Origin of the sequence: Microbacterium testaceum (genome assembly GCF_020781835.1) — a bacterium.
Taxonomy (GTDB): Bacteria; Actinomycetota; Actinomycetes; order Actinomycetales; family Microbacteriaceae; genus Microbacterium; species Microbacterium testaceum_H.
On sequence record NZ_JAJGNJ010000020.1, the window covers coordinates 1 to 8427 of the forward strand.

The window sequence follows — 8427 nt, forward strand, 5'->3', positions numbered from 1 at the left end:
ACCAGTCTCCCTGCCCGCGACTCCGGGCGACAGGACGACTCTCAGAACCACCGGACCTACGAAACGGGGTCAGCCCAGCTCACGACCCACCCCGTCTTTGGGTCCGCTTCAGCCCACCATCGGTGCATGTCGTCGTGGAGAGCTTGGCCGAGCTGCATAGCATGCGCCAATCGCGCGATGGCAACCTTCCGGACAGCCGGCTTCCCAAGACGCTTCAGATCTGAGCTCACGTTGACACTCTAGGGAGCAGCACTACAGGGAGGATCCGCATTCGGGTGGTGCGTTGTGAGGGAGCGGGTGGGTAGCCGAGGGCGACGATAGAGTGCGGCCACGCCAGCATCGCCGCCACACCCGCCAGTGACCGAGCGGTCACACCCAAAGGCGCTTCGAAGCCTTCGTTTGGTGCCGAGGGATGGCGTACGAGCGCGTCCTCAAAACGCGTGTCGGGCCACGACCCTACGATGTGAGTCAACTGGGAGGTTCGCATGCTGCGCGCAGATTTTGATAACCACACACTCTAGTGCTGGAGTCGATCGACGATCAACTTGCGACGATTGTTGCCGAGCACGAGCCTTCCGAACAACCTTCGGTCGAGCGGATCAAGGAGCAGATGATCTACGTCCGGAGGGCGCTTGACCCCTGATCTTGGACACGCTGATTCCAGCACGTTGCTGGGGAAGCGAGAATCCAAGGATGGCAAGGAAGAACTACACGGACGAGTTCCGGCAGCGGGCGGTGGACTTGTTCGAGTCCACGCCGGGTGCGACGTTGAAGGGCATCGCGGCGGATCTGGGGATCTCCCGCGGTGCGCTGCGGGAGTGGGTCGAGAAGCACGGCTCGGGGATCACGACCACCGGCACGGCGTCGACGCCCGCGCCGGCGCGGGTGGAGTCACAGGCGGCGAAGGTCCTCCGGCTGGAGGCCGAGAACGCGAGGCTGGAAGCGGAGAAGCTGAAGCTTCAGACGGAGCGGGACATCCTTCGTCAGGCGGCGAAGTATTTCGCCGGGGAGACGAACTGGTGAACCGCTTCCAGTTCGTTGAGGATCACAAGGACGCCTACGGCGTGAAGCGGTTGTGTGAGGTCATTCAGATCGCGAGGTCGTCGTTCTACGCCTGGCTGGCGGCGGCCCCGGGACGGGCCGCGAGGGCCGCCGCAGACGCCGCGCTGGCGGCGCGAATCCGTGTGCTGCAGGAATCCGCGCAGGGTGGCGATCGCGCCTATGGGGCGCCGCGGATCACCGCCGACCTCAACGACGGCGTCGCGGCGGCCGGGCGGGTGAATCACAAGCGGGTCGCCCGGGTGATGCGGGAACACCAGCTCGCGGGGATCCGGCTGCGTCGACGGGTGAGGACCACGATCCCGGACCAGTCCGGACGCCGCTTCCCCGACCTGATCGAGCGGGACTTCTCCATTGGTGAGCCGAACCGCCGATACGTGGGCGATATCACCTACCTCCCGATCGCGGACGGGTCGAACCTGTATCTCGCGACCTGCATCGACCTCGGGTCACGGAAGCTCGCGGGTTGGCAGGTCGCCGACCACATGCGCGCAGGGCTCGTCGAAGACGCCCTGCGCGCTGCGGCCCGTGACCGCGGGACGCTGGCCGGCGCGATCTTCCACAGCGACCACGGCAGCGTCTACGCCTCGAAGGCCTACGCAGCCCTCTGCGAGCAGCTCAACATCGTCCAGTCCATGGGCGCAGTGGGCACGAGCGCCGACAACTCACTCGCGGAGAGCTTCAACGCCACACTCAAGCGGGAGCTCCTCGAAGGGCAGGCGGCGTTCCCGGACCCGGCCACCGCCCACCGGGCCGTGTTCCGATGGGCGAACCGCTACAACACCCGCAGGCGCCACTCCGCGATCGGCCAGATCACCCCGAACAACTACGAGACCGCCTACGCGGAGACCACGTCCGCTACCCTCGCGGAAGCGGCATAACCGAACCGACACCGTGTCCACGATCGAGGGTCAAGGCCCGTGCTCTACCTGACGGTGCTCGAGCGGCGCCCGAATCGCACGAACCCGACCGGGCAGATCGCCGGCTGGAAAGCTATCCTGAATACCCTGTCCATCACCTACGGCGACCGCCTAGGAATCAACTAAGCCGAAGCCCCATACACAAAGGAACGGACAGACCCTCTTTGACGCGATCTATGACGAGCACACGCTGATCCCGCACGACAACGGCCACCGATCTGATTCGCATTTAGCTAGAAGACGGACGCCGGCCGCCCGCACTCCACGGTCGCCCAGAGCGTCTGCGTGTTCTGACTGAGGTTCTCGAGGCGGATCGTCCCCGTGCGCGAGTCGATCGCCTTCTCCCAGTTCGCCTCCGCCCACAGGAGCTGGTTCTCCGCACTGCTGACAGTCAGGTTCTCGCCGGCGACGTAGGGCTTCAAGGCCCAGCCGACCGGACACGTTGCTGTCACGCTCACCGACTGAAGCGCCGGCACGTCGGCCCGATCACTCTCGATCTCGTGAACGGTGCGCGCCTGGAACCTCACGTCGGTGCCATCGGTCACACAGTCGAACATCGGCCGTCCGGCGTCGTCCCGAACCTGATCGGTCCAGCATGACGCCTTGGTCTGATCAGACCACAGCAGAGTCAGGTACGCAGAGACCTGTCCGCGCTTGTTCCCGTCACGATCGAGGACGTCGTAGTACACGTCCTGCTGGTTGGTCTTGACGAGACCGTTCTCCGTGACCTTCTTCAGCTCGTAGATGGGCGTGCCGTCCTTGCCGATCACATCTCCGATCGACGGTCGTCCTTCGAACCGATCGCCGACAGTGCGATGGTCGATGCTCGCGAGCACGAAGGTGAAGTCCGTCTCGTTCTTGACGGGGAAGCGTTTGCTCACCAGCACCGAGGGCGCGGTGCTCCTTGACAAGGAGGTAACCGGCGCTCAGGGACCGCCGGCGCCCAGAGCGTCAGCCCGGGGGACGGTAGACGAAGTTCGACGCCGTCATCCGCACGTCGCCGCGGAAGACGCCGAGCGCGACATCCACCACCTCGCCCCGACCGTTGCGGATCGCCTGCTCGAACGCGAGGATGGGGCTGCCGACCTCGACGTCGAGCAACGGGGCGACCTCGTTGTCGGCCAGGCGTGCTTGCAGCGTCGTCGCCTGGTCGGCGATGTCCACACCCGCGTCGAGCAGGAACGTGTAGAAGTCGGCGACGAAGGGGACCTCCGCGACCATCTCCCCCTCGGACGCCCGCAGGTAGTTCGTGATCACCGCGATGGGCTCGTTGCGGGCGTTCAGGACGTACTCGATGGCCAGGCACGGCTCCCCCGTCGCGACACCGGTGAGCCGGCGCGCGAGGGGCGCGGGCGCTGGCGTCCAGGATCGGTGCAGCAGACGCGGCACGACCCCGGACGTGAGACGGCGGTATTCGTCGATGTCCTGGGGGCCCGGGACGGCGATGTCGAACACGATGTAGGAGGCGACCCGTGACGTGCCCTGTCCGCGGCGACGTTCGATCTGCCCCTCGTCGACCAGGAGCGCGAGTGCATCGCGGATCGCCGTCCGCGACGCGCTGAACTCGTCCATGAGCTCGTTCTCGGGCGGGAGGAGTCCGTCCGCATCGATCGCCTGCCGGTCGGCGACGGCGAGCCGCAGCAGATCGCGGAGTCGACGAGGGTGCCACGGAGCGCGATCGGCGGCCGGAGTCGCACCGAGTCCGCGGCGACGGCGTGCAGAAGTCTCCTCGCGGTTCACACCCCCCATTGTGGACGTCCGCGTGTTAAGACTGGAGGTCGGTCCGTTTCGCCGGAGTTACGCGGGCAAGGTCGACGGGCCATCGGGCGGATCGACGGGGCGCGGAGCGGTACCAGGATGTCGCTCCGCGACCTCCTTGGCCGGCAACGACCTCTCGATCGCTGCACGGGTGCTCGCAGCATCCGTTCTGCGACCCGTTGCCGCGGCCACGAGCGCCCCCGCGTAACGTCCGCGTTACCGGCACCTCCGTAGGTTCTGAGAGACGGCCTCCCTCGCCGTCGGGCGCCCGCCCCGCATCCGCTCTCATCACCGAGGAGAAACATGCCCCCGTCCGCCCCCCGAACGACCTCGCGGTCGCGACGCGCGGCCGCCGTCGTCGGCGCCTGCACGGTCGCGCTCGCCCTGACGATCGGCTCCGCCCCCGCCGCCATCGCGGAGCCGTACACCCCGCCGAACGTCGTCGACCTCGGCGTCGCCGACGTCGCCGCGCTCCTCGCCGACGGTCAGATCACCTCGGTCAACCTCGTCGAGCAGTACCTCACGCGCATCGCCGCCTACGAGGACGCCTACGGCGACCAGCCCGGTGTCAACGCCTTCATCCGTCTCAACCCGAACGCCCTCGCCGAAGCGGCGGCACTCGACGCGGAGCGGGAGGCCGGCGACATCCGCGGTCCCTTGCACGGCGTACCGGTCGTCGTGAAGGACAACTACGACACGTTCGACATGCCCACCTCGAACGGGTCGCTCGCGCTCGAGCACTTCCAGGCGCCGGATGACGCGACCCAGGTCGCGAGACTGCGCGCGGCCGGCGCGATCATCATCGGGAAGACGAACCTGCACGAGTACGCGTTCGGCATCACCTCGATCTCCTCCCTCGGCGGTCAGACCCGCAACCCCTACGACCAGACGCGCAACCCGGGCGGGTCCAGCGGCGGCACGGGAGCCAGCGTCGCATCGAGCTTCGCCGCCGCGGGCCTGGGCTCGGACACCTGCGGCTCGATCCGCATCCCCTCTGCGCAGAACAACCTCGTGGGGCTGCGCCCGACCCTCGGCCTGTCCAGCCGGGACGGGATCGCGCCGATGTCGGCCACGCAGGACGTCGGCGGCCCGATCGCGAAGTCGGTGACGGATGTCGCGCTGATACTGGACGCCACCGTCGGGTACGACCCCAAGGATCCAATCACGGCGACCTCCGATGGGCGGATCCCGGGCTCGTATCTCGACAGCCTGTCCGACCACGCGCTCGAGGGGAGCAAGATCGGCCTGCTCGTCGATCCCGCGTACCTCGGGACCACGGAGGCGGAGGCTCCGACGACCTCGCTCATCCAGAAGGCGGCCGACGACCTGCGGTCGCAGGGCGCCGAGGTCGTCGAGGTGACGCTCCCGGAGGAGATTAACACCGCCGTGGGCGGCGCGAGCGTCCTCATCGACGAGTTCCGGCGCGACCTGAACGCGTACCTGGCCCAGGACGGTGCGACGTTCCCCGCCGAGATCGCCGCTCAGACCGAGCCGGCCGAGGTGCTCACGCTCTCGGACATCATCGCGAGCGGCCTGGTGACCCCCAGTGTGCTGCCGCTCCTGCAGATCGCGCAGAGCTCGCCCGAGCTTCCCAACGACGCGTACACCGCCAAGCTGCAGAGCAGGGCCACGGCGCAGGCGCTCCTGACGACCTACTTCGCCGACAACGGCTTGGACGCGCTCGCCTACCCGACGATCCGCGAGCCCGCCGTCCCGACGGACCAGTCGCAGCCCGGCTCCAACTGCGCCCTGTCAGCCCAGACCGGGTTCCCTGCGCTGAGCCTCCAGGCCGGGTTCACGGAGGGTGGCCTTCCCGTCGGACTCGAGCTGCTCGGTCTGCCGTTCAGCGAGCCCCGGCTGCTGGCGCTCGGCTACGACTTCGAGCAGGCGACGCACCACCGTGCCGCCCCGACGAGCGTTCCGGCGCTCGCCGTGCCGCCGATCGACGTCGAGGACCCGGGCACCGACCCGGGGACCGACGACCCGGGCACCGACCCGGGGACCGTCCCGGGGACCGACCCGGGGACCGACCCGGGGACCGACGACCCGGGCACCGACCCCGGGACGGAACCCGGCACCGACGACCCCGGCACTGAGCTGGGCGGCGTCCCGCCGACGACCGCGCCTCATACCTCGAACGGCGCCCTGGCGACCACGGGTGCGAACGCGGCCGACCTGACGGCTCCGACGGTGTTCGCGTCGATCCTGGTGGCGCTGGGCCTGGGCGCCTTCGCGGTCGGGTTCGTCCGTCGCCGTCGCACCGCCGACCGCAACAACTGACGGATCCCCCACCGGTCAGGCAGGGTCGGGCCCGGTCGCTTCCGAAGCGGCCGGGCCTGACCCGCCCCTTCCCACCAGCGGGACCCGGCGCACGCCGCGTTCCGCACGCTCGCCTATGATCGCTGTGGGGCTGGGGAACCCCAGGGGATTGGGGAGAACCGATGAAGGGACTCGCGCAGACGCTCGTGCTCACGGGCGCCGTTCGCGCCGCCGACCTTTCGGCTGCGATCGACAAGGTCGGCGACGGGCCGGAACTCCCGCAGCTGCTGGTGAGCTCCAGCCTCGTGACCGAAGCCCAGGTCGCCGAGGCTGCCGCCTGCACACCGGCCACCAGTTCGTCGACGTCTCGGGCGCGACGCTCGACCCCGACATCCTTTCTCTGGTACCGGAGAGCCTCTGCCGCCGCTACCATCTGATCCCTCTTGACCGCGGTCGCGGCAAGCTCACGGTGGGCATGGTCGATCCCACCAACATCATCGCGATCGACGATGTCACGCGCATCACCAGCCTCCGAGTGGAAGTCCTGGTCGTCGCCGCTGACGCGCTGAGGCAGCTGTTCGAGCGCTATCTGCGCTCTGACGACGAGTTGAGCGACCTTTCGGTCGCCCTCGAAGAGTCGGTGACCACTCAACAGGAGCTGTTCACCGAGACGATCGACGATCAGGATGTCGATGCCCCGGTCGTCCGCTTCGTCAACCTTCTGATCTCACAGGCCGTGAACGACCGCGCCAGCGACATCCATATCGAGCCCGGCGAGCACCAGCTCACCGTGCGCTACCGCATCGACGGCGTGCTGCACGAGATGCAGCGGGCGGACCGCGGTATCCAGGACGGCGTCATCTCGCGCCTGAAGATCATGTCGCAGATCGACATCGCTGAATGCCGCCGCCCGCATGACGGTCGCCTGTCGATCCACCACGACGGGCGCGGGACTGTCTGATTAACGGTGGATCTGGTCTGGCCTGACTGAAAGGAAGGGCGATGACCGATGTCATCGAGATGATCGATCCTGTGACGGGAGAGATCATCGATGAGCAGCAGCTCGCGGAGCAGCTGCTGAAGCAGGCGAAGGAACAGGGTGTCGACCTCGTCGGCCCCGACGGGGTGCTGAACGGGCTCACCAAGCGGGTGCTGGAGACAGCGCTCGAGGCGGAGATGACCGAGCATCTTGGCTACGAGAAGCACGGCAACACGATCGCCGAGAACGCTCGCAATGGGATCCGTTCGAAGACGGTGCTGACCGAGGTCGGTCCCGTCGAGATCGACGTTCCCAGAGACCGTGAGGGGTCGTTCGAGCCGAAGATCGTGAAGAAGCGGCAGCGGCGCCTGACCGGCGTCGATGAGATCGTGCTGTCGTTGACCGCGCGGGGGCTGACGACCGGCGAGGTGGCGGCGCACTTCGACGATGTCTACGGGGCGTCGGTGTCGAAGGACACGATCTCGAGGATCACCGACAAGGTCATCGAGGAGATGACCGAATGGCAGAACCGTCCGCTGGATCGCGTCTACCCGGTGGTGTTCATCGATGCTCTGGTGGTGAAGGTCCGAGACGGGCAGGTGCGGAACAAGCCGTTCTATATCGCCGTGGGCGTTACCGTGAACGGGGAGCGCGACATCCTCGGGATCTGGGCCGGCGATGGCGGGGAGGGGGCGAAGTTCTGGCTCGGCGTGTTGACGGAGATCAAGAACCGTGGCGCCGAGGATGTCTGCATCGTCGTCTGTGACGGGCTGAAGGGTCTGCCGGAATCGATCAACACCGCCTGGCCGCTCGCGACGGTGCAGACCTGCATCATCCATCTGATCCGCAACACGTTCCGGTTCGCGTCTCGCCATTACTGGGAAGAGATGGGCAAGGACCTGCGTCCTGTCTACACGGCGCCGACCGAAGCGGCCGCTCGTGAGCGATTCGTGGAGTTCGACGCGAAATGGGGTCAACAGTATCCGGCGATCAGCAAGCTCTGGCAGAACGCCTGGAGTGAGTTCGTGCCGTTCCTGGACTGGGACGTGGAAATCCGACGGATCATCTGCAGCACGAACGCGATCGAGTCACTCAACGCCCGGTACCGCAGAGCAGTCCGCGCACGCGGGCACTTCCCGAACGACGCCGCCGCGCTGAAATGCCTCTACCTCGTGACCAGATCGCTTGACCCGACCGGGCGCGGCAGGGCACGCTGGGCGACGAGATGGAAGCCGGCGCTGAACGCGTTCGCGATCGCATTCGAAGGCCGAATCAACTAATGAACGCCAAACCAGATCCACCGTTTATCGGACACACCCACTACGCGAAGCCCGACCACCCCTCCAGGTCGCTGCTTGACAGATATAGGAGCATTTGTGAGTCGTCGGTTTCCATTTGATGGGTGCACTGTCGAGCGTACTCGACTGGGGGTAGGTAGCCGAGCGAGGAGTG

At 67.1% G+C, this 8427-nt stretch carries 9 protein-coding genes; 7 read left to right on the top strand and 2 right to left on the bottom strand.

Annotation, left to right across the window (positions count from 1 at the left end; all coding sequences use genetic code 11):
- Positions 1–520: 520 nt before the first annotated feature.
- From LL239_RS17905 to LL239_RS17910, 3 genes are all read left to right on the top strand, one after another.
- Complete coding sequence (locus tag LL239_RS17905; protein ID WP_267189377.1) at positions 521–643, top strand: hypothetical protein; 123 nt, start codon at positions 521–523, stop codon at positions 641–643.
- Positions 644–693: 50 nt separating this feature from the next.
- Positions 694–1940, top strand: a protein-coding gene (locus LL239_RS17070) for an IS3 family transposase (RefSeq protein ID WP_374197646.1) whose coding sequence is annotated in 2 segments (ribosomal slippage) — positions 694–1003 and positions 1003–1940 — 1248 coding nt in all. Because the reading frame shifts where the segments join, the coding sequence is not laid out codon by codon here.
- 39 nt (positions 1941–1979) lie between these two features.
- Positions 1980–2105 (top strand): hypothetical protein, encoded by a 126-nt coding sequence (locus LL239_RS17910; protein ID WP_267189378.1) that lies wholly within the window; start codon positions 1980–1982, stop codon positions 2103–2105.
- A gap of 107 nt (positions 2106–2212) precedes the next feature.
- Here LL239_RS17910 and LL239_RS17075 read toward each other — a convergent pair whose 3' ends face one another.
- Together LL239_RS17075 and LL239_RS17080 are read right to left on the bottom strand one after the other, a co-directional pair.
- On the bottom strand, positions 2213–2866 hold the full coding sequence (locus LL239_RS17075; RefSeq protein ID WP_228164535.1) for a hypothetical protein: 654 nt from the start codon (positions 2864–2866) through the stop codon (positions 2213–2215).
- 64 nt (positions 2867–2930) lie between these two features.
- The gene (locus LL239_RS17080; RefSeq protein ID WP_228164536.1) at positions 2931–3719 is read right to left on the bottom strand and encodes a GntR family transcriptional regulator; all 789 of its coding nucleotides are present in this window, start codon (positions 3717–3719) and stop codon (positions 2931–2933) included.
- Between the two features lie 321 nt (positions 3720–4040).
- Here LL239_RS17080 and LL239_RS17085 point away from each other — a divergent pair, with 321 nt between their 5' ends.
- From LL239_RS17085 to LL239_RS17100, 4 genes are all read left to right on the top strand, one after another.
- A complete protein-coding gene (locus LL239_RS17085; RefSeq protein ID WP_228164537.1) occupies positions 4041–6017 on the top strand; it encodes an amidase family protein in 1977 nt (658 codons plus the stop codon).
- Positions 6018–6178: 161 nt separating this feature from the next.
- Entirely contained in the window at positions 6179–6433 is a 255-nt protein-coding gene (locus tag LL239_RS17090) for a hypothetical protein (RefSeq protein WP_228164539.1), read from the top strand.
- A complete protein-coding gene (locus tag LL239_RS17095; protein WP_267189380.1) occupies positions 6397–6957 on the top strand; it encodes a GspE/PulE family protein in 561 nt (186 codons plus the stop codon). The genes LL239_RS17090 and LL239_RS17095 overlap by 37 nt, the downstream gene beginning before the upstream one ends.
- Before the next feature lie 59 nt (positions 6958–7016).
- Positions 7017–8255, top strand: coding sequence for an IS256 family transposase (locus LL239_RS17100; protein WP_168529793.1), 1239 nt, complete (start codon positions 7017–7019; stop codon positions 8253–8255).
- Positions 8256–8427: the final 172 nt, after the last annotated feature.